Source organism: Mesorhizobium sp. P170090 (assembly GCF_057786115.1).
Genome location: NZ_JBYNWH010000001.1, coordinates 4,752,711 through 4,772,192, shown reverse-complemented (window position 1 = coordinate 4,772,192; position 19,482 = coordinate 4,752,711). Strand labels below are relative to the sequence as shown.

General features: G+C 63.6%; 17 protein-coding genes. 10 read left to right on the top strand and 7 right to left on the bottom strand.

Annotated features, from left to right (window positions below; translation table 11 throughout):
• Positions 1-102: 102 nt before the first annotated feature.
• From AC3EML_RS23190 to AC3EML_RS23180, 3 genes are all read left to right on the top strand, one after another.
• Positions 103-1,398 (top strand): DUF445 domain-containing protein, encoded by a 1,296-nt coding sequence (locus tag AC3EML_RS23190; protein WP_023714385.1) that lies wholly within the window; start codon positions 103-105, stop codon positions 1,396-1,398.
• A gap of 107 nt (positions 1,399-1,505) precedes the next feature.
• Positions 1,506-1,928 (top strand): phasin family protein, encoded by a 423-nt coding sequence (locus tag AC3EML_RS23185; RefSeq protein WP_023672638.1) that lies wholly within the window; start codon positions 1,506-1,508, stop codon positions 1,926-1,928.
• 160 nt (positions 1,929-2,088) lie between these two features.
• A complete protein-coding gene (locus AC3EML_RS23180; protein ID WP_023681725.1) occupies positions 2,089-2,586 on the top strand; it encodes a MaoC family dehydratase in 498 nt (165 codons plus the stop codon).
• Between the two features lie 15 nt (positions 2,587-2,601).
• On the opposite strand, the gene AC3EML_RS23175 is transcribed toward AC3EML_RS23180, so the two are convergent.
• Entirely contained in the window at positions 2,602-4,074 is a 1,473-nt protein-coding gene (locus AC3EML_RS23175; protein ID WP_352520508.1) for an MFS transporter, read from the bottom strand.
• A 131-nt stretch (positions 4,075-4,205) separates the two neighbouring features.
• On the opposite strand from AC3EML_RS23175, the gene AC3EML_RS23170 reads away from it, so the two are divergent.
• Positions 4,206-5,099 carry a LysR family transcriptional regulator gene (locus AC3EML_RS23170; RefSeq protein WP_352520507.1) on the top strand — a complete coding sequence of 298 codons (894 nt, stop codon included), beginning with the start codon at positions 4,206-4,208 and terminating at the stop codon, positions 5,097-5,099.
• Positions 5,100-5,103: 4 nt separating this feature from the next.
• On the opposite strand, the gene AC3EML_RS23165 is transcribed toward AC3EML_RS23170, so the two are convergent.
• Positions 5,104-6,522: an aminotransferase-like domain-containing protein gene (locus AC3EML_RS23165; protein WP_352520506.1), complete on the bottom strand. Its 1,419-nt coding sequence runs from the start codon at positions 6,520-6,522 to the stop codon at positions 5,104-5,106.
• Positions 6,523-6,628: 106 nt separating this feature from the next.
• On the opposite strand from AC3EML_RS23165, the gene AC3EML_RS23160 reads away from it, so the two are divergent.
• Positions 6,629-7,492, top strand: coding sequence for a DMT family transporter (locus AC3EML_RS23160; RefSeq protein WP_023725648.1), 864 nt, complete (start codon positions 6,629-6,631; stop codon positions 7,490-7,492).
• 498 nt (positions 7,493-7,990) lie between these two features.
• On the opposite strand, the gene AC3EML_RS23155 is transcribed toward AC3EML_RS23160, so the two are convergent.
• Genes AC3EML_RS23155 through AC3EML_RS23145 form a run of 3 tightly spaced genes read right to left on the bottom strand, consistent with a single transcriptional unit; the run spans position 7,991 to position 10,442 of the window.
• On the bottom strand, positions 7,991-9,031 hold the full coding sequence (locus tag AC3EML_RS23155) for a zinc-dependent alcohol dehydrogenase family protein (RefSeq protein ID WP_352520505.1): 1,041 nt from the start codon (positions 9,029-9,031) through the stop codon (positions 7,991-7,993).
• A 33-nt stretch (positions 9,032-9,064) separates the two neighbouring features.
• The gene (gene maiA / locus AC3EML_RS23150) at positions 9,065-9,715 is read right to left on the bottom strand and encodes a maleylacetoacetate isomerase (protein ID WP_352499600.1); all 651 of its coding nucleotides are present in this window, start codon (positions 9,713-9,715) and stop codon (positions 9,065-9,067) included.
• 4 nt (positions 9,716-9,719) lie between these two features.
• Positions 9,720-10,442 (bottom strand): fumarylacetoacetate hydrolase family protein, encoded by a 723-nt coding sequence (locus tag AC3EML_RS23145; RefSeq protein WP_352520504.1) that lies wholly within the window; start codon positions 10,440-10,442, stop codon positions 9,720-9,722.
• Positions 10,443-10,651: 209 nt separating this feature from the next.
• Between AC3EML_RS23145 and AC3EML_RS23140 the strand changes: the two genes are divergently transcribed.
• Positions 10,652-11,335 carry a response regulator gene (locus AC3EML_RS23140; RefSeq protein ID WP_023672627.1) on the top strand — a complete coding sequence of 228 codons (684 nt, stop codon included), beginning with the start codon at positions 10,652-10,654 and terminating at the stop codon, positions 11,333-11,335.
• A gap of 123 nt (positions 11,336-11,458) precedes the next feature.
• On the opposite strand, the gene AC3EML_RS23135 is transcribed toward AC3EML_RS23140, so the two are convergent.
• Both AC3EML_RS23135 and AC3EML_RS23130 read right to left on the bottom strand, forming a co-directional pair.
• Positions 11,459-12,802, bottom strand: a complete 1,344-nt coding sequence (locus tag AC3EML_RS23135) for a hybrid sensor histidine kinase/response regulator (protein ID WP_352520503.1) — start codon at positions 12,800-12,802, stop codon at positions 11,459-11,461.
• 3 nt (positions 12,803-12,805) lie between these two features.
• Positions 12,806-13,990, bottom strand: a complete 1,185-nt coding sequence (locus AC3EML_RS23130) for an FIST N-terminal domain-containing protein (protein WP_353622726.1) — start codon at positions 13,988-13,990, stop codon at positions 12,806-12,808.
• A gap of 248 nt (positions 13,991-14,238) precedes the next feature.
• Here AC3EML_RS23130 and AC3EML_RS23125 point away from each other — a divergent pair, with 248 nt between their 5' ends.
• From AC3EML_RS23125 to AC3EML_RS23110, 4 genes are all read left to right on the top strand, one after another.
• Positions 14,239-14,739: a (2Fe-2S)-binding protein gene (locus AC3EML_RS23125; RefSeq protein WP_023681712.1), complete on the top strand. Its 501-nt coding sequence runs from the start codon at positions 14,239-14,241 to the stop codon at positions 14,737-14,739.
• Between the two features lie 123 nt (positions 14,740-14,862).
• Positions 14,863-17,208 (top strand): xanthine dehydrogenase family protein molybdopterin-binding subunit, encoded by a 2,346-nt coding sequence (locus AC3EML_RS23120; protein ID WP_352520502.1) that lies wholly within the window; start codon positions 14,863-14,865, stop codon positions 17,206-17,208.
• Between the two features lie 104 nt (positions 17,209-17,312).
• Positions 17,313-18,110, top strand: a complete 798-nt coding sequence (locus AC3EML_RS23115; protein ID WP_023672622.1) for an FAD binding domain-containing protein — start codon at positions 17,313-17,315, stop codon at positions 18,108-18,110.
• Between the two features lie 288 nt (positions 18,111-18,398).
• The gene (locus AC3EML_RS23110) at positions 18,399-19,421 is read left to right on the top strand and encodes an acyltransferase family protein (protein ID WP_023688179.1); all 1,023 of its coding nucleotides are present in this window, start codon (positions 18,399-18,401) and stop codon (positions 19,419-19,421) included.
• Positions 19,422-19,482: the final 61 nt, after the last annotated feature.

Genomic DNA, 19,482 nt, shown 5'->3' with positions numbered 1-19,482 from the left:
AATTCCCGGGCGAAATCGGCCCATCCGATCATGCTACGGGCCCAAACACCCCCTAAATAGCCCATGCCAGATAGCCAAGAGATCGATGAGGAGCGGCGTATCATGTCCCAATCGGCTTCGTCCCTGGCGCCTGGCGGTTTTGATGCCGAGACGGGCGCCAAGCTTTTCGCGTTGCGGCGGACAAAGTTCCTCGCCACGGCTGCGCTGGTGCTTTGCGTCGTGGTTTTTGCCGTGGCCAAATCGTTCGAGGCTAAGTATCCGTGGCTGGGCTTCGTGGCGGCCTTCGCCGAGGCGGCGACCATTGGCGGCCTGGCCGACTGGTACGCGGTGGTGGCGCTGTTCAAGCGGCCGCTGGGCCTGCCGATCCCGCACACCGCCATCATCCCAGCGAACCAGAACCGCATCGCCGATAATCTGGGCCGCTTCATCGAGGTCAATTTTCTGGCGCCGGAGCCGGTGCGGGAAAAGCTGGCCGAGGTCGATTTTGCAGCACTGGTCGCCGACTGGCTGACTGACGCCGAACGCTCTGCCGGCCTGTCGCGCTTCGTCGTACGGCTGGTCCCGCAGACGCTTGCGGCGATCGAGCAATCCGGCCTGCGCGGCTTCGTCACCAGCCGCATGCTGGAGCAGATCGACAAGGTGCCACTGGCGCCGCTCGCGGCCGAATTGCTGTCGGCACTGACCGACGACCGCCGCCACCAGAAACTCTTCGACGAATTCACCAGGGTGATAGGCCGGTTCCTGAACGATGAAGAGGCGCTGGCGACCATGCGCGAGAAAATCCGCGAGGAATTGCCGTCGCTGTTCAACCTGTTCAGAGCCGACGCCTATCTGCTGAAGAAGATAGTCGCTTCCGCCGGTTCGCTGCTTGACGAGGTGCGCGCCGACCCCGACCATCCGATGCGCGCCGAATTCGACCGTTTCGCGCACAGCTTCATCGAGCGGCTCAGAACCTCGAAGCAATACGCCAAACGGGCCGAGAAGCTGAAACGCGATTTCCTGGCGCGGCCGGAAGTGAAGTCGCTCGCCGGCGACATGTGGCAGAGCCTCAGCCTGTTCATCGAACAGGACGCCAAGGCGGAGAATTCGATTGTTCGCGCGCATCTCGCCAACATGTTCGTCGAGGTCGGCCGCCATCTCTCAGGCGATCCGCAGATCAGGGCCGACATGAACCAGGGCTTTGTCGTGGCGCTGTCGTCATTCGTCGAGAGCCAGAAGAGCGGTGTGTCGACGTTCATCGCCGATCAGGTCAAGCGCTGGGACCTTGCCCAGCTGACGAGGCTGATCGAGATGAACATCGGCAGGGACCTGCAATATATCCGCTTCAATGGCATGATTATTGGCGGCCTGGCCGGTCTCGTGCTCTACACGGCGGAGAGGCTGTTTCTCGCTGGCTGATGCTGCATTTGCCGCTGAATTGCTTGGGCGTCCGAATGGACACACGGCGCGCGAGTGCTATTGTCCAGAACAGGGTTCAGCATTTGCGACACTGGGGAGCACGAGCAATGGCCAAACAACCCGACTCCGATTCGTTCCTTGACATGTTCAGCCGGTTCGGCCGTGACCTGAAGGTGCCGAATGTCGAGGCGATCCTCGCGCATCATCGCAAGAACCTCGAGGCCCTGGAAAGATCGGCGCGGGCGGGAGCTGCCGGCGCGACCTCATTGTTGTCCAGACAGCGCGAGATGCTGCAGGACACGCTGCGTGAAGTCAGCGACATGGCGCAGAGCTACAAGGCGCCGGGCAATCCCCAGGAACTGATGACAAAACAGGCGGAGTTCGCCAGGAAATCCTTCGAAGCCGCCCTGAAAAATGCCGGCGAAGTGGCCGAGCTGGTCAAGAAATCCGGCACCGAATCGATCGAAATCCTGCGCAGCCGCATCAAGGAAGCGATGGAGGAAATCCGCTCGGGCTATGACAAGAAGTGACTCTCAACGCAACCATGAGAGGAGTGGGCCGGTTGCGGCGCATGAGCATGGACGAGGGACGCTGTTTGGCGGAAAATGACGGAACGGAATCGCAACGGGCGAATTGACAGGAGCCGTCCGTTCGTGGTCCGAGGCACTGGGAGCCACCGGGAAAGCAGGAATGACGGAACTACGGCCGAAAACGCCGCCGACCTTCGAGCAGTTAAGGGCGATGGCCGGGCAGGAGCTCGGCGTGTCGGAATGGACGACCGTCGACCAGAACCGCATCAACCAGTTTGCCGAATGCACAGGCGACCATCAGTGGATCCACGTCGATCCGGAGCGGGCGAAGCGGCAGAGCCCATTTCGCACCACGATCGCGCATGGCTATCTGACGCTGTCGATCATCGGCGCGCTGGCGCTGGGTATGGGCATCGTACCCGAAAACACGCAAGCCGCCTTCAATTACGGCTTCGACAAGGTGCGGTTCTTGGCGCCTGTCAGGGTCGGCGCACGCATCCGGCTGCGCACGACGCTGTTGTCGGTGGAGGACAAGGGGCCGGGCCAGTATCTGATGAAGGCCGCCAATACGGTCGAGATCGAGGGCGAACAGAGGCCGGCGCTGACCGCCGAAACGCTGGTCATGCTTTATGAGCGGCGCAAGCGGGCGGGAGCGTAAGCTCCCTATCTTCGGTCATGATGGTTGTTGCCGCACCGACAGCCTGCCGCCGGCGCGGGTCGAGAGCAGTGCCAGCAACAGCGCAGCCACCGCCAGGACCGTTGCCGTCTGAAAGGTAACCTGCATGCCGTGCGCGGCTGCCGCTGAGGTCAGCATGTCCTGGCTTTGCCGTTCTCCCGTCGAGGCAGCCGCAAAAATGGCGCCCATAAGCGATGCGCCGGTGATCAGGCCGAGATTGCGCGACAGATTGAGCAGGCCGGACACCACGCCGCGCTCGCCGGCAGCGACACCGCTCATGACGGCGGCATTGTTGGATGTCTGGAACAGGGCGTACCCGAAGCAGGTGACGGCGATCGGCACGATATAGCTGGCAATGCCGAGTTTTGTTGCGGCGAGCGACAACAATGAGGTTCCGACGGCAAGACTGAACAGTCCGACGACCATCATCCTGTGCGCGCCGAAGCGATCGGTGAGGCGGCCGGCGACGAGCGCCGAGAGCGCGGAGACCAGCGGACCTGTCGACAGGACCACGCCGACCATCGCAGCATTGAGCCCCAGCGCTCGCGACAGATAGAATGGAGCGACCACCAGGGTCGCCATCATCACTGTGGCGACAACGAGGTTCGAGGCGAGGCTGGCACTGAGCCGGATGTCGTACAACCGGGCAAGCCGGATCAAGGGATTCTTCGCCCTCTTCTGCGCGACGCCGAACAGAACGACGCCGATGCCGGCGGCAACCAGCAGGCCGATGTTGAGGGCGCCGAAATGGCCGCGGCCGAGCGTCATGGCCAATGCATAGGCGGCCAGCGTCAGGGCCAGCAAGACCGTCCCGATCGCATCGAAGCTGTTTTGAGCTGCTTCCGCAGTCTTGTCGCGGGCAGGCAGGGCCAGCGAGGCGAGGGCAAAGGTCAGGAGGCCGAGCGGCACATTGACGAGGAAGATCGCCCGCCAGCCGAAGCCGGCGATCAGCAGGCCGCCAAGCGAGGGGCCGAGCGTCGTGCCGATTGCCGACATGGCGCCGAGCAGGCCCATAGCGCTGCCGGTTCTCTCCTTGGTCACGGTCTCCGCGACAAAGGCCAGCGTCAGCGCCATCATCAGCGCGGCACCCAGCCCTTGCACTGCGCGCGCCGCGATCAGCAGCCAGAGCGTTGGCGCCAGGCCGCAGAGCACCGAGGCCAGTGTGAACAGCGCGATGCCGCCGAGCAGCAACGGCCGGCGGCCGACCATGTCAGCCAGGCGCCCGGCGCTGACGATCAGGGCGGTGATGGCGAGCAGATAGGCGAGAACCACCCATTGCACGGACTGGAAGGACGCACCGAACGCCTGCATTAGGGAAGGCAGTCCGACGCTGGCAATGCTGGTTCCAAGCGAGGACAGCAGCGTGGCGAGCGACAGGCTGGCCAATGCCAAGACAGGAGAGTGGGCCAGGCCTGCGGACCGGGTGTTCTGCGGCGCCGATGCGCACTCGTTCTGCTCGGCAGTTGCCATGGCGATTTCCTCCTTGTCAGTCCCGCAACCGGACCTGTCGGAGATCTAGTCGTCAGGGTGGAATGGCGGAAGGCGCAGCATTTGCATCTTATTCGTGCGCCAAACGCCATGGCATGTGCTACAATCCGCCGATGGCATCGCCCGATCTCAATCTGCTGTTCGCGCTCGACGTTTTGCTCGCCGAAGGCAGCGTGGCGCGCGCGGCAACCCGGCTGCGGCTCAGCCCTTCGGCGATGAGCCGCACGCTGGCGCGGCTGCGGGAAGCGACCGGTGATCCGCTGCTGGTCCGCGCCGGCCGCGGCCTGGTCCCGACGCCGCGCGCGGAGGCATTGCGGCAGCAGGCCGGCCGTGTCGTCCACGATGCGGAAACGCTATTGCGTCCCGCCAGGCTGCTCGATCTGGCAAAGCTGGAACAGATCTTCACGCTGCGCACCAATGAAGGGTTCGTCGAGGAATTCGGGCCGCGTCTTGTCGCCCGCATCCAGGCCGAGGCGCCGGGCGTGCGGCTGCGCTTTGCGCCGAAAGCCGACAAGGATGTCGCCTCGTTGCGCGACGCGGACATCGACCTCGAAATCGGCGTTGCCGGCGAGGCCGGACCTGAAGTGCTGATACAGGCGCTGTTTCGCGACCGCTTCGTCGGTGCTGTGCGAGCCGGCCACCCTTTGAGTGAAGGCGCGGTAACGCCTGAACGCTACGCGGCCGGCCGCCACATCAGCGTTTCACGGCGGGGTCGGGAAAGAGGGCCGATCGATCAGACTTTGGCGGTGCTCGGCCTGCAGCGAACCGTGGCGTGCATGATCTCCGGCTTTTCGGCTGCACTCTCCATGGCGCGCGCTTCGGACCTTATCGCCAGCGTGCCCGAACGGCACACGCAAGGCGCACGCGCCGGCATGGTCAGCTTTCTGCTGCCGGTTGCCACGGTGGAGGTCACCATCTCGATGCTCTGGCATCCACGGCTCGATGCCGATCCGGCGCAACGCTGGCTGCGAGATTGCATTCGGGAGGTCTGCGCGGCCTCCCGCTGAGCGCTCAGCGCGCCATTGCCGCCTTGAGCACCCTGAAAATCCGCTCGTCTTGGCATTGGGCAACGTTGAAGCGCAGGAACCGGCTGGCGGTTCCCGACAGGCTGAATGCATTGCCGGGCGCCAGCACGATGTTGTCGGCCAGCGCGCGGCGTGCCATTTCAGCCGCGTCCACGCCATCCGGCAGGCTGCACCACAGGAACAAGCCGGCCGGTTGGTCGATCCAGGGCGTGATGCCGATCGCCTTCAGGCGCGCGCCCGTCTCGCCCATGGCGCGGGAAAGCCGCGCGCGCAGCAATTCCATGTGCTTGCGGTAGCTGCCGTCCCTAAGCAGCGTCAGCACCAGTTCGGCCGCCAGCCGGCCGCCGCCGAAGGTGGTGGCAATCTTGAGGTCGGTGAGTTGCTCGATCCAGTCGCGCGGTGCCGCGATGAAGCCGCAGCGAACCGATGCCGATAGCGTCTTGGAGAAGCTGCCGATATGGACGACGCGGTTGAGGCCGTCGAACGCCGCCAGCCGGGGCGCGGGGCTGTGCTCGAAATCGGCGAAGATATCGTCCTCGATGATGGTCAGGTCCGACTGGTCGGCGAGTTTCAGCAGCCGGTGCGCGGTGACCGGCGACAGGATCGCGCCGGTCGGGTTGTGGATGACGGAATTGGTGATGTAGAGGCGCGGTCTGTGCTCGGCCAGTGCCTGGGCGAACAGCTCGATATCAGGCCCGGATGGCGTGTAGGGCACGCTGACGACCTTGGCGCGGTGGGCGCGCAGCAGCGCATGGAAATTGAAATAGCAGGGGTCGTCGACCAGCACGGTATCGCCGGGTTCGATCAGGAAGCGGCACAGAAGATCGATGGCCTGCGTGCCCGATTCGGTCAGCATGATCTGTTCGGGCGAGACCTCGATGCCGTGGCCAGCCATGCGCCGCGCGAGCAATTGCCTGAGCGGCGGCAGGCCGAGCGGCGTGCCGTAATCGGCTAGGTCGACATCGTCGGCGCGCGCCACGGTGCGCAGCGCCCGGCGCAAGGCCCCCTGCGGCATCCATGAGGCCGGCATCCAGCCGCAGCCGGGTTTCAGCATCTCGTCGCCGGCTTCCAGTGACTGGCGCGAAACCCAAAGCGGATCGACAGCGCGGTCGAGCCGCGGGCCGATCTCGGCCAGCGACAGTGGCGCCAGCGATCCGGCGGCATAAAAACCCGAACCCGGCCGGGAGCGAATCGCGCCTTCGGCGGCAAGCCGTTCATAAGCTTCGACGACGGTGGATTTCGACACCCGCATGGCCTTGGCGAAGGCGCGGATCGAAGGCAGCCGCGCGCCCGGCGTCAGGCTGCGCGCGGCAATCCGCTGGCGGATGGTCGCCATGACAGTTTCGACCAGAGTGGCCGCGGCAGGAGCGTATGCCGTGTCGGTTTCCAGAACGAGTTTGGTCATCTGTATTGCTCAATTGGCCATTACAGTTCGATAGAATTGTACCGCATTGTCTCTAGCTCCACCATAGGGTCAAGCCCGATACAGAGCCAAAGCAATGGAGCCTGGAATGGACAAGAGCACGAGCGGCTGGGTGAACGGATTCGTCGGCGTGCTGATCTTCAGCGGCTCGCTGCCGGCGACGCGTGTGGCGGTGGCGGATTTCGATCCGACATTCCTGACCTCGGCCCGCGCGGCAATTGCCGGACTGCTCGGCCTGGCGATGCTCGTGCTGTTCCGGCAGAAGCGGCCAGAGCGCAGCGATTTTCTGTCGCTGGTGATCGTGGCGCTTGGCGTGGTGGTCGGCTTTCCCCTGCTGACCGCGCTGGCGCTGAAGCACGTCACCTCCGCCCATTCCATCATCTTCGTCGGCCTGTTGCCGCTGGCCACCGCGATCTTCGGCGTGCTACGCGGCGGCGAGCGTCCGCGCCCTGCCTTCTGGCTGTTTTCCTGTGTCGGCAGTGCGCTGGTTGCGGGTTTTGCCCTGACGCAAGGCGTGACGGCGTCTCCGGTCGGCGACGGCCTGATGCTGGCCGCCATCATCGTCTGCGGCCTGGGCTACGCCGAGGGGGCCGCACTATCGCGCGGGCTCGGCGGTTGGCAGGTGATCTGCTGGGCGCTGGCGATCTCGCTGCCGATCATGCTGGTGCTGACGTTCGCGACGCTGCCGCCATCCTTCGCCGGCATCGGCTCCGGCGCCTGGATCGGTCTCGCCTATGTCTCGCTGTTCAGCATGCTGATCGGCTTCGTGTTCTGGTATCGCGGCCTCGCCCAAGGCGGCATCGCCGCCGTCGGGCAATTGCAGTTGCTGCAGCCCTTCTTCGGACTGGCGCTGGCGGCGACGCTTCTGCACGAGCAGGTCAGCCCGCTGATGGTGGTTGTCACGCTGGGTGTGGTCGCCTGCGTGGTCGGGGCGAAGAGGTTTGCGCGGTAGGATTGGCTGATTCGGCCGCGGTCTCATTAATGTGAAATGACAGAACTTGGTGGAAGCAGTCACTCCGCGATCAGGTTGGGCCACGAGTCGGAAAGCGGAGCGGGGTTGCCGGATCAAGGCCAACCTCGAAAACCCGAAGCGGTACAACTGTATCGTGTGGATGAACGCGGCCGGGCCAATTTCCCCATACCACCTCAGCCATAAACCTGCGGCCGCGACATTCGACCTCAATCAAGTCACCAACCACCGGAGCCGTTCCAGCAAATCGGTTTTCGTCTGCGCGAAGCTCACGTTCCGTGACTACTTCGCCATCCTTTAGTGCAATACGCTTTACCCAATAGGCCATAGCGACAGTATAGTCCTGTGTGTGGCTGGTCCAGCCAGGTTCAATCCGATGATCGCTTGGGGTCGATTCTGACGGACTAGCGCAACCTTGTCGAGCGATTCTACTGGCGTCTTGGTTGCATGGACTGTTCTGCAATTTCTATCGAATCGCTGTCAGAATTTCGTCACAACCCCGATGCCAATCCCCTCGAACCCGCCCATCGCCATCAGGGCGGCTGGCGCCTCGTCGAGGCTGATCTTTCTGCCGACCAGCAGATCGGGCTTCAGCTTGCCGGTGCGGATCATGTCCATCATTGCGGGGTAGCGATGGGCCTGCATGCCGTGGCTGCCGAGGATTTCGAGCTCGAAGGCAATCACCTTGTCCATCGGCACCTGTGGCCGGGCATGCTCGCCCAGCATCAGGCCGACCTGCACATGGCGGCCACGCCGGCGCAGATTGGAAATCGAGTTGAACGACGTCGTGGGGTGGCCGAGCGCGTCCATCGACATGTGTGCGCCGCCATTGGTGATCTGCTTGACCGCCTTGACGACATTCGGCGTGTTCGAGGCATTGATGGTCGCCACGGCGCCGATCTTTTTGGCGAACTCCAGCTTCTCGTCGGTAAGGTCGATGGCGATGACATTGGCGCCCATGGAACTGGCGATCATGATCGCCGACAGGCCGACGCCGCCGCAGCCATGCACCGCCACCCATTCGCCCGGCGTCACCCGGCCCTGGTCGACAATGGCGCGAAACGAGGTGACGAAGCGGCAGCCGAGGCTGGCGGCGGTGGCGAATTCCATCTCCTCGGGCAGCCGCACGAGGTTGGTGTCGGCATGTTCGATGGCGACATATTCGGCAAACGAGCCCCAGGCGGTGAAGCCTGGCTGCGTTTGATGCTCGCAGACCTGGTGGTTGCCGGAGGTGCATTCGAAACAGCGGCCGCAGCCGACGCAGAACGGCACGGTGACGCGTTCGCCGGCCTTCCAGCGGGTCACCCGCTTGCCGACGGCTACGACGATGCCGGCCAGTTCGTGACCGGGAACATGCGGCAGGGTGATGCCGTCATCATGGCCCATCCAGCCATGCCAGTCGCTGCGGCACAGCCCCGTCGCCTCGACCTTGATGACGACGCCATCGGCGGCCGGCTTCGGATCCGGCACGGTCTGGATCGTCGGCGCTTGGCCGAATTTCTCGAAGACGACGGCTTTCATCGGGTGGTCCTCATGCTCTGCGCCAGTGCGCTTCTATTCCGCATCTATCTGATTCTCCGGTGCTGCCTTCTGAAAGGCCGGCAGCGCCATGCAGGCGGCGTGGATGCGCGAGATCTCGGGGTAGGGTGTCAGGTCGACGCCGAAGCGGGCGTTGCTGGCGATCTGGGCGACCAGGCAGATGTCGGCGAGGCCCGGTGCGTCGCCATGGCAAAATGTGCCGGTCTCATCCGATGAAGCCAGAATCTTTTCAAGCGGCTGGAACCCTTCGTTCACCCAGTGGCGAAACCAGTGGATGACATCCTGGTCGCCGGCGCCGAACAAAGTGCGCAGCGAGGTCAGCACCCGCAGATTGTTCACCGGGTGGATGTCGCAGGCGATCATCTGCGCCAGCATTCGCACGCGCGCCCGGCCGAGCGCGTCCTTCGGCAACAGCGGCGGTTCGGGATGGGTCTCGTCGAGATATTCGATGATCGCCAGCGACTGCGTCAACAGCGTGCCGTCGCCCAGGATCAGCGCCGGTACCAGCGCTTGCGGATTGACCGCGCGGTAAGCCGGCTCCAGATGGTCGCCATGACGCAGATGATGCGGCACGTAGTCGTAGCTTAGCCCCTTCATCTCCAGCGCGATGCGCACGCGGTAGGAGGTGGAGGAGCGGTAGTAGTTGTGGAGGACGAGGTCGCTCATCGGGTCACGGCTTGTCGGTGGAATTTTGGCCGATCGAATCTTGGCCGACAGTGATCTCGATGGTGCCGATGCCGTCGACGCCGCCGGTCATCGTCTGTCCCGGCGCCACCGCGCCGACGCCCGCCGGCGTGCCGGTGAAGATCAGGTCGCCCGGTTGTAGTACAACCGCACTGCTGCAGATCGAAACGATATCGGCGATCGGCCAGATCAGTTCGGCGAGGTCGCCCTCCTGCTTCACCGCGCCGTCGACGGCGAGCCAGATGCGGCCCTTTTGCGGATGGCCGGATTTGGCGGCCGGCACCAGCGGGCCGCAGGGTGCCGATCGGTCGAAGGCCTTCGACCAGTCCCAGGGCCGCGCTGCTTTCTTGGCTTCGTCCTGCAGGTCGCGGCGGGTGAGGTCGATGCCGGCGCCGTAGCCCCAGACATGCTCGAGGGCTTCAGCGCGGGGGATGCGGAAGCCGGCCTTGCCGATCGCAGCGACCAGCTCGATCTCGTGGTGCAGGTTTTTGGTCAAGGGCGGGTAGGGGACCGTGGTGCCGCTATCGACCACCGCATCGGCCGGCTTGGTGAAGAAGAAGGGCGGGTCGCGCTCGTCATTGCCGAGTTCGCGGGCGTGCGCGGCGTAGTTGCGGCCGACGCAGAAGATGCGGCGCACCGCAAAGCGCTCGGCAGAGCCTTCTATGGCGACCGATGGTGTTGCGGGCAAGGGAAGGACGAAGTCTGTCATGCGGGGTCTCTGCCTGGGTTGTTGCCGGCACATTCGACCGATTTGGACGGCCGGGCAAGGCGTCAGCGCCAGCAAAAGCATCGGCTGCGCCTTGATTGTCGGATAAAGTCGGCTTCGCCTCCGGGGGTTAAGATGGCGATAGACTATTTGCCAATAAGCTGGCCATACCAGCGGGAGTATCGTGCCCACGGAGAACTGAAACGAACACCATGACCGCAATCAACGATCGCGCCCGGTTTCTGATCATCGACGACCATCCGCTGTTTCGCGAGGCGCTGCACAGCGCCGTGCAGATGGCCTATCCGGAAGTCGACACCGTGGAGGCGCGCTCGATCGCCGAGGCGCTCGATCTCCTGGGTGGGATAAAACCGTTCGATCTGGCGCTGCTCGATCTCAACATGCCTGATGTCCATGGCTTCGATGGGCTGCTGCAGCTCAGGACCCGCCATCCGCGGCTGCCGGTGGTCGTCGTCTCGGGCTATGAGGAGCCGAAGATCATCTCCGAGGCGTTGTCCTATGGCGCTGCCGGCTTCATCCCGAAATCGGCGCGCAAGAGCGATCTTGCGGCCGCAATCCGCTCGGTGATGGAGGGCGCGATCTATGTGCCGGAGACATATGAGGGACAGCCGCCCGACGCCGACAGCGCCGACCGCGCCGATATGGTGCAGCGGCTGGCCAAACTGACGCCGCAGCAGCTGCGCGTGCTGCAGATGCTGCGCCAGGGCCTGCTCAACAAGCAGATCGCCTACGAGCTGCAGGTCGGCGAGACCACGGTCAAGGCGCATGTCTCGGAGATCCTGCGCAAGCTCAACGTCTACAGCCGCACGCAAGCGGTGATTGAGGTGTCGAAGCTGGACAATGCGGAGCTGTTTCGCGATCAGGCCGGGTTTTGATCTTTACCCTCCCCCTTGTGGGGAGGGTCGATCCGCGAAGCGGAGCGGGGTGGGGGAGCTTGGCGCTGCACCCCGCCCCGGCGTTGCGCGCCGACCCTCCCCATCGAGGGGAGGGTATGGGGCTCAAGCCAGCAAATGCGCCAGCAGCGCCCTTAGCTGCGCCGGTTTCAGCGGCTTGCGCATCAGTTCGATGCCGGCGGCGCGGGCGGCTTTTGCGACGGCCTCCGATCCGTCGGCGGTGACGATCAGCGCTGGCACGGCGCGGCCGAGATAGTCGCGGACTTCGGCTATTGTTGCGGTGCCGAGGTCGCCGTCGTCGAGATGCTGGTCGGCAATGACGATGTCGGGCACCCAGTCGGTGTCGCCAAGCAGGCTGATCGCAGCCTCGGTCGAGGTCGCGGCGCGCACCAGGCACTGCCAGCGCTCGAGCAGGAAGGTCATCGCCTGCAACACGTCGGCGTCATTTTCGACCAGCAGCACCTTGGTGCCGAACAGGCCGTAGCCGCGCGGCCGCTCCATCTCGGCAAGGCTGGCGATGGCGTCGGCGCTGGCGCCGATGCCGACCGGCACGTCGATGTGGAAGATGGTGCCGCGCCCAACCCTCGAGGAGAACGTCACGGGATGACCGAGCGCGGCGGCCATGCGCCGCACGATGGCAAGGCCCAGGCCCAGCCCGCCGCCGGAGATCCCGGTGTCGGCTGGAATGGCGGAGCCGCGATGGAACTCCTCGAACACCGCCTCGCGCTGGTCGTCGGGAATGCCGCAGCCGGTGTCGGCGACATCGATGCGGATGGTATCGCCGCGATGCCTTGTGCCGACAAGCACGCCGCCCGAAGGGGTATAGCGCAGCGCATTGGACAGGATGTTTTGCAGGATGCGGCGCAAGAGCGTGCGGTCCGAACGCACCACGGCGCTGACCGGGCGGAACTTCAGCGCCAGCCCCTTCATCTCGGCCACGGGCAGGAAATCCGACCGCAGCGAGGAAAACAGCGTCTCCAGATTGACGTCGCCAATGTCGGGCTGGACCACGCCGGCGTCGAGCTTGGAAATGTCGAGCAGCGTGCGCAACAGGTCTTCCATCGTCTCCAGCGAGCGCTCGACCTGACGGACGAGTTTCTTGCCCTCGTCGCTGGTCTGCACTTCGGCCAGTGCCGAGACCGAGAGGTGGGCGGCGTTCAGCGGCTGCAGCACGTCATGGCTGGCGGCGGCCAGGAACCTGGTCTTGGACAGGTTTGCCAGCTCGGCGTTTTCCTTGGCGGCGCTGAGGTCGATGTTCGACTGTTCCAGCCGGCGCAAGGTCGAGTGCAGTTCCTCGGTGCGGATGCGCACCCGGTTTTCCAGTGAAATTGCGGTCTGGAACAGCGAGAAGGCATTGCCTTGCTGGTCCATCGAGCGCTCGACGCGGCTGACCAGAGCGGCGTTGATCTTCTTCAGCCTGTCGACGTCGTCGATGTCCCTGAGCGGCATGGGCTATTCCGCCGCCTGGCGTTCGCCGAAGGCGATGCCGGTGAAGGTTTGGTTCAGATGCATCGAGCGGTACTGTTCGCCATAGGTGCCGAAGCCGATGACATTGTTGACCCGGTAGAGCTCCGAAATGTCGCGGAACACCTGGCGGTTTCGCGCATCGAGCCGGCGCAGCACGCAATCGAAGCCGAGGATCATGTCGATGCCGCCGAGCCGTTGCTCGACGTCGCGCAGTGCGGCGCGCGTGGATTCCACCATGTCCTTGGGCTGGGCGATGGACAGCACGACGCCGTCGTCTATGGCGCAGAAGAATGACAGCGAGCCGTCGGGATGCATCTTCTGGATCGAGCGGCAGTAAAATTCGCCACCCACTTTCACCACCACCGGGTGCGAAGCGAAGCTCATCGGCGTCAGGTTCTGCGCAACGATGCCGACGGAGGCTGCATACTCCTCAGCCGCATTGGTGGCGTTGAATTCGCGCACGGTGCGGTGGTCCGGATCGGATGCCGTCACCACCAGCTTCTCGTCGGTGGGGATGAAATTGTCGGTCTTGAAGACATGGAACGGGATCTCGGTGGCGATCAGCACAATGATGGCGCTGTCTGACGCTACCTTGCCGTTCGAAATCAGCCTGGTGGTTTCGAATTTCAAATCGTCGCCCGCCGAACCGCCGATCAGCGGGATGTCGTCCAGCCCCCAATGGATGGCCGAGGTCACCGCTTCCTCTGCAAAGGACAGGCCGTCGATGAAGCAGAGCGCGAAAGTGCTTTTGGCATGGCAACTGCCGGTGCGTCCGCGCAGCAACCGCCGCAAGCCCTCGACTTCATCAGTGATCCTGTCCATTCCCGACGAGGAGAGATTGTCGACCATGGTGCTGACCGCCGAAAACGACGCGGAGGGAAAGAGCAGCGCCAGCACATGGCCTTCCTCCAGGCCCTGGGGGGTGATCTCGCCGGCGGTCGAGCAGGCGGCGTAGGCCAGCGTCGGTGCGTGGGTCTTCAGCCCTTGCGAAAGGACGCTCGCGTCAAACAAGCTCTGGGAGAAGAACAGCAGGGCAAAGCCGGCATCGATGGCTGCGGCCTCGACAGCGACCGCCAGGGCGAATGCATCGGCGTCGGGCTCGTCGGTGGTGAGCGCCGACAGACCGGATGCATAGCTCGTCCGTGAACTGGCCAGAGGCTTCCTCCCGATATCCTCCGACGCTTCCTGCGCGCGCCCGTTTTATGTCTCTCGGCGAGCTGGCGTCGAGGGCATTGTTGCCCCCTATTCGCTCTTTGGCAATGGGGCGGACAGGCCCATGATTTTCGTTTTCTCCATGACCGAAAGTACAATGAGCGCCGTGTGTTTTTTGCGCTTTGTGCAGTGTACCAATAGCGCATGGCCGAGCGCCAAAGCCGCATCGGCAGCATGACTACCAAGGTCATACCCAGGGAGGATGCATGTCGGACGTTTCGTTTGTCGTGAACGGAAAACGGATCAGCGGCGCTGCCGAGGACCGAACGCTTCTGGTTCATTTCCTGCGCGAAAATCTTGGTCTCACCGGAACGCATGTCGGTTGTGACACCTCTCAATGCGGCGCCTGCGTCGTGCATGTCGACGGCAAGGCGGTGAAGTCCTGTTCGATGCTGGCCGTGCAGGCCTCCGGGTCGACCGTGGTGACGATCGAAGGGCTTGCCAATGGCGGCGACCTGCATCCGATGCAGGCCGCGTTCAAGGAACATCATGGGCTGCAATGCGGCTTCTGCACGCCGGGCATGATCATGACCGCGACCGACATGATCGCGCGCCATCCCGAAGGCCTTGACGAGGCGACGGTGCGCGCCGAGCTCGAAGGCAACATCTGCCGCTGCACCGGCTACCACAACATCGTCAAGGCGATCCTCGCCGCATCGCAGACTATGGCGAAGGTGCCGAAGGGCAGGGCGAAACAGGCAGCGTAAGAAAGAAGCGAGTAGCGAATAGGGAGTAGCGAGTAGTCGGTTTAGCCGAACCGCTCCGAGCACAATTCCCTACTCACTAATCACTATTCGCCACTCACTATTCGCTATTCCGGAGGAATTCCTATGGGCATTGAAGGTATCGGCGCTCGGGTCGTGCGCAAGGAAGACAAACGCTTCATCACCGGCGCCGGCCGCTATGTCGACGACATGGTGGTTCCCGGCATGAAGCATGCCGCTTTCGTGCGCAGCCCGCACGCGCATGCTCAGATTAAGAAGATCGACGTCAGACGAGCGCAGGCGATGCCCGGCGTCATCGGCGTCTTGACCGGCAAGGAGCTCAAGGCCGACGGCATCGGCAACCTGATCTGCGGCTGGATGATCCATTCCAAGGACGGCTCGCCGATGAAGATGGGCGCGTGGTCGCCGCTGGCGGTCGACAAGGTGCGCTATGTCGGCGACGCGGTCGTCATCGTGGTGGCGGAAACCAAGGGCCAGGCCCGCGACGCGGCCGAAGCGGTCGAGATCACCTACAAGGAATTGAAGGCGGTGGTCGATGCCACCAAGGCGCTGCAAAAAGGTGCGCCGCAGGTCCATGCCGAAGCCGAGGACAATCTTATCTTCGACTGGGAGATCGGCGATGCCAAGGCGACCGACGCGGCGATCCAGGCGGCGGCCCATGTCACCCGCATGAAGATCGTCAACAACCGGCTGGTTCCCAACGCCATGGAGCCGCGCGCGGCCCTTGGCCATTACGACAAGGCCGAGGACCATTTTACCTGCTGGACGACGTCGCAGAACCCGCATGTCGCGCGGCTAGTGATGAGCGCCTTCTACAATGTCGCGCCGGAAAACAAGCTGCGCGTCATTGCGCCCGATGTCGGCGGCGGCTTCGGCTCGAAGATCTACATCTATCCCGAAGAGATCGTCTGCCTGTGGGCGTCGAAGAAGACCGGCGTGCCGGTCAAATGGGTCGCCGACCGCACCGAAAGCTTCCTCACCGACGCACATGGCCGCGACCATGTCTCGACGGTCGAAATGGCGTTCGACAAGAACAACAAGATCACCGGCTTCAAAGTCGACACCATCGCCAATCTCGGCGCCTACATGTCGCTGTTCTCGTCTTGCGTGCCGACCTATCTCTACGCGACGCTGCTGTCGGGCCAGTACAACATCCCGACGATCCACGCCAATGTGCGCACCGTCTACACCAACACGGCACCCGTCGACGCCTATCGCGGGGCAGGGCGGCCGGAAGCCACGTATCTGCTCGAACGGACAATGGAGACGGCCGCGCGTGAACTTGGGGTCTCGCCGGCGGAGTTGCGGCGCATCAATTTCATCACCGAGTTTCCGCACCAGACGCCGGTCATCATGAATTATGACGCCGGCGATTACGGCGCTTCGCTCGATGCGGCGACACAGGCGTCCGACTATGCCGGCTTTGCCAAGCGCAAAGCGGCGGCCGCCAGCCAGGGCAGACTGCGCGGCATCGGCATGAGCTGCTATATCGAGGCCTGCGGCATCGCGCCGTCGGCGGCGGTCGGTTCGCTCGGCGCCGGCGTCGGTCTGTGGGAATCGGCCGAAGTGCGGGTCAATGCCGTCGGCACGATCGAGGTGCTGACCGGCTCGCACAGCCATGGCCAGGGCCATGAGACGACCTTCGCGCAACTCGTCAACCAGCGTTTTGGCGTGCCACTGGACTCGGTCTCGATCGTCCATGGAGATACCGACAAGGTGCAGATGGGTATGGGCACCTACGGCTCGCGCTCGGGCGCGGTCGGCATGTCGGCAATTGCCAAGGCGCTCGACAAGGTCGAGGCCAAGGCCAAGAAAATCGCCGCCCATCTGCTCGAGGCCGACGAGGGCGACATCGTCATCGAGAATGGCGAGGTCAAGGTCGCCGGCACCGACAAGAGCCTGCCCTGGTTCCAGGTGGCGCTTGCCGCCTACACCGCTCACAATCTGCCGGCAGGCATGGAGCCGGGACTGAAGGAAACAGCCTTCTACGATCCGGCGAACTTCACTTTCCCGGCGGGCTGCTACATCTGCGAGGTCGAGATCGATCCGGAAACCGGCACGACCGAGATCGTCCAGTTCGTCGCGGCGGACGATTTCGGCAACATCATCAACCCGATGATCGTCGAGGGTCAGGTGCATGGCGGCATCGCCCAGGGTATCGGCCAGGCGCTGCTGGAAGGCGCGCACTATGACGATAGCGGGCAGCTGCTGACGGCGAGCTACATGGACTATACCATGCCGCGCGCGGGCGACCTGCCGTCGTTCAAGGTGTCGACCTCGAACACGCCGTGTCCAAGCAATCCGCTCGGCATCAAGGGCTGCGGCGAGGCCGGCGCCATCGGCTCGCCGCCGGCGGTCATCAACGCCATCACCGACGCTTTGGGGATTGTGGACATCGCCATGCCGGCCTCGCCGTCGACGGTGTGGGCGGCGATTAGGGCGAAGAAATGAGTGAGTAGGGAGTAGTGAGTAGGGAATGGGCATTACCGGAGATGACAGCGTCCCTATTCCCTACTCCATACTCACTACTGCTAACCACTTCAGGGGAGGATCCCATGTACGCAGTCAACTACCACCGCGCCGCCTCGGTCGCCGACGCCGCCAAGCTGGTGAAGAGCGGCGACGCCAGGCTTTTGTCAGGCGGCATGACGCTGATCCCGGCGATGAAGACGCGGCTCGCCGCACCCTCCGACCTGATCGACCTGTCGCGGATCAAGGAACTGCAAGGCGTCAAGGTGTCGGGCAAGACCGTCACCATCGGCGCCGCCACAACCCATTACGACGTCGCCAATGACGAGAAGCTGCGGAAGGCCTGTCCGGCGCTTGCGCACCTTGCGTCGCTGATTGGCGATCCGGCGGTGCGCCACAAGGGCACGATCGGCGGCTCGGTCGCCAACAACGACCCAGCCGCCGATTATCCGGCGGCGCTCTTGGCGCTGGGCGCCACCATCGTCACCAACAAGCGCGAGATTTCAGCCGCGAAATTCTTCACCGGCCTGTTCGAAACGGCGCTGAAAGAAGGCGAGATCATCACCGCGGTGAGTTTTACCGCGCCGGCCAAGGCTGCTTACGAAAAATTCCGCAACCCGGCCTCGCGCTATGCGATTGTCGGCGTGTTCGTGGCCAAGGGCAAGGACGGGGTCAGCGTTGCCGTTACCGGTGCCGGCGATGACGGCGTGTTCCGCTCGAAGGAGATCGAAGCCGCACTGGCGAAGAATTTTGCCGCATCGGCGCTCGACGGCGTGAAAGTGCCGGCGAAGAATTTGATGACCGACCTCCACGCTTCGGCCGAATACCGTGCCAATTTGATCGCCGTGATGGCCAAGCGCGCGGTGGCGGCAGCCAACGCCTGACATCATAAAGCTACTGACAAGGAAAGGGGCCATCGCGGCCCCTTTGTTCGTCTGCGGCGGGCTGTAACTGCCCAGTCCTTGCGGGTTCGCTGCCACGCGCAAATCCGTTGTTTCAGGTAATTCCCGTGCAAGAACAGGCGCATACTTCCCAAGGGACTGCCTAGCCCCATTCTCGCACTTGCACAATCTGATATTGCACTGCAATATGTATAGCTTGGCGGAACACGGGGTGGATTCTGCGCGCGGCGGTGTGAGCTGCGCCAAGATCTTGCGTCGTAGAGGATCGGCATGGCCGACATCTCCGCAGCGTCTGTTGCCCTGCCGCGGGCCACAGCCGACAAAGCAGCCAGAGCAAGACTGGCCTATCTCGATGGCTGGCGCGGGCTTTCGATCGCACTGGTGCTGATCGGCCATTTCTTCCCCGTTCCCGGGATCAATCTCGGCGTGCTCGGCGTCGAGTTCTTCTTCGTGCTCTCAGGCCGGCTGATGGGCGAGATACTGTTCATCGAACGCTTCCCGCTGAAAAAATTCTTCAAGCGCCGCTTTTCGCGCATCTATCCCGCGCTTTTGGTGTTCGTGATATCAGCCATGATCGGGCTCTCCGGCACCTTTATCGCCTTCAAATGGAAGGCGGCGCTGACCGCGCTGACATTCACCTACAACTATGCCGGAATTCTCATCACCCGCGCCGGCGCGCTCGACCACATCTGGTCGCTATGCGTGGAAGAGCATGCCTACATCATCCTGGCGCTGATCAGCGTGGTGGTGACCGGGCGGGGTAATGTCGTTCGGCTGCTGGTGACGCTGTCGCTGCTGGCGATGGCCAATGGCGCCATTTCGTACTGGGTACTCGGCATGGATTACGAGCACAGCTATTGGCGCACCGATGTGCATATCGCCTCGATCCTGCTGTCGGCATCGATCTGCCTGCTCAAGCACGATGATCGGCTGCCGGCATTCCTGAAGAGCCCCTATGTCAGCCTCGTGTCGGCGGCGGCGGCTATATTGCTGTTCCTCGATCCGGTGCCGACGCCGATCCATTACCTACTGGCGGTGCCGTTGCTGGCGCTTGCCGTGAATACGCTGGACACCAGCAACTGGCATCTTACCGGCCTGCTTTCATCCAGGCCGATGGTGATGATCGGGCTATGGTCGTACTCGCTCTATCTCTGGCAACAGCCCTTCTACAAATTCGTCGCCGAGCAGGGCAGTGCGCCGATCCCGATGCTGGCGGCTGTCTTCGCCTGTGCACTATGCAGCTACTATCTGGTCGAGAAGCCCGCGCGGGCCTGGCTGAACCGGAATTGGTGAGGGCTACGGACTCCTAATCTTATGCTGCCGCGACGATCTGCTTGCCGATCATCAGCCAGCG